The following is a 1,350-nucleotide window of genomic DNA, read 5'->3' as shown; positions in this document are numbered from 1 at the left end:
GCCTCATCGGCGCGGCCGCCCAGGCCGGCGCGGGAACGGTGCTGGACCACCCGGACATCGCCGAAGCCGCGCATGCGCTGCGGGACCACCTCCGGGCGCTGGGCGTGCTCAAATCGCCGCGCGGGCCCTCCGCCGATGCGTGACGATTTGCATGCTCTGCTGGACCGCCTGGCCTTCCGGCCGAAAAGCGTGCGCCACCCGCCCGTCCGCACGGTGGAGGAGGCGCATCTGCACTACGCGGGGCTGGAAGGCGCCCATACCAAAAACGCCTTCCTCAAGGATGCCAAAGGCGTGCTGGTGCTGGTCACCGTGCCGGCGGATTGCCGGCTGGACATGAAGGCGCTGCCGGCCCTGATCGGCAGCAAGCGCCTCTCCTTCGCAAGTCCCGACCTGATGCGCACGGTTCTGGGCACCGAGCCGGGCGCGCTGGGGCCGCTCAGCCTGATCGCCGACACGCGGCGCCAGGTCCGCTTCGCCCTCGAATCCTCGCTGCTCGAGGCCGACGCCATCACCTGTCATCCGCTGGACAACGCCGAAACCTGGGTGATCCCGCAAGGCGAATTCAAGCGGATCCTGGCCACTCTCGGCGTCGAACCGATCGTCTTTTCCCTCAAGGGCGCCGTTGGGTAAGGCCACCGCCGGGAACGCGTGACCGTTCGCGTCCCGGCGGTCAGCGGCGCCCTGTCAGTCGGGGAAAACGACGGTCCGGTGCCCGTCGAGAATGACGCGATGCTGAAGATGGTAATTCACCGCGCGCGACAGGACGCGGCGCTCCACGTCCCGGCCCTTGCGGATCAGGTCGTCGGGCGTATCCGCATGGGAAATGCGCTCGACATCCTGCTCGATGATCGGGCCCTCGTCGAGGTCGCCCGTGACGTAATGGGCGGTCGCCCCGATCAGTTTCACGCCCCTTGCGTGCGCCTGGTGATACGGGCGCGCGCCCTTGAACCCCGGCAGGAAGGAATGGTGGATGTTGATGCACCGTCCCGCCAGCCAGCCGGACATGTCGTCCGACAGCACCTGCATATAGCGCGCGAGAATGACCAGCTCCGCGCCGGTTTCCCCGATCAGCGCGCGCAGACGCGCCTCCTGCGCGGGTTTGGTCTCGCGGGTGACCGGCAGGTGATGGAACGGGATGTCGCCGGTATCGACGGCCTGCGTCGCTTCGCGCGGATGGTTCGATACGATGGCGACCGGGTCCATCGCCAGTTCGCCGATCCGCCAGCGATACAGCAGGTCGGCCAGGCAATGGTCGAATTTCGAGACCATGATCACCACGCGCTGCCGTCCGCGCGGCGGGTAAAGCCGCCAGTGCGCGTCGAACCGCGCGGCCACCGCCGCAAGCCCGGC

2 protein-coding genes are annotated in these 1,350 nt (G+C 68.4%); one reads left to right on the top strand and one right to left on the bottom strand.

Features of this window, described 5'->3' with window-relative positions:
- Window positions 1–135 precede the first annotated feature (135 nt).
- Complete coding sequence (locus tag HUK84_RS18470) at window positions 136–630, top strand: prolyl-tRNA synthetase associated domain-containing protein (RefSeq protein ID WP_176641535.1); 495 nt, start codon at window positions 136–138, stop codon at window positions 628–630.
- Window positions 631–684: 54 nt separating this feature from the next.
- Here HUK84_RS18470 and HUK84_RS18465 read toward each other — a convergent pair.
- The coding region (locus tag HUK84_RS18465) for a formyltetrahydrofolate deformylase (RefSeq protein WP_176641534.1) at window positions 685–1,350 on the bottom strand (666 nt) is incomplete at its 5' end.

Source organism: Nguyenibacter vanlangensis (genome assembly GCF_013376155.1).
Lineage (GTDB): Bacteria > Pseudomonadota > Alphaproteobacteria > Acetobacterales > Acetobacteraceae > Gluconacetobacter > Gluconacetobacter vanlangensis.
The sequence above is the reverse complement of the archived record's forward strand: the minus strand, read 5'-3'. Positions and strand labels throughout refer to the sequence as shown.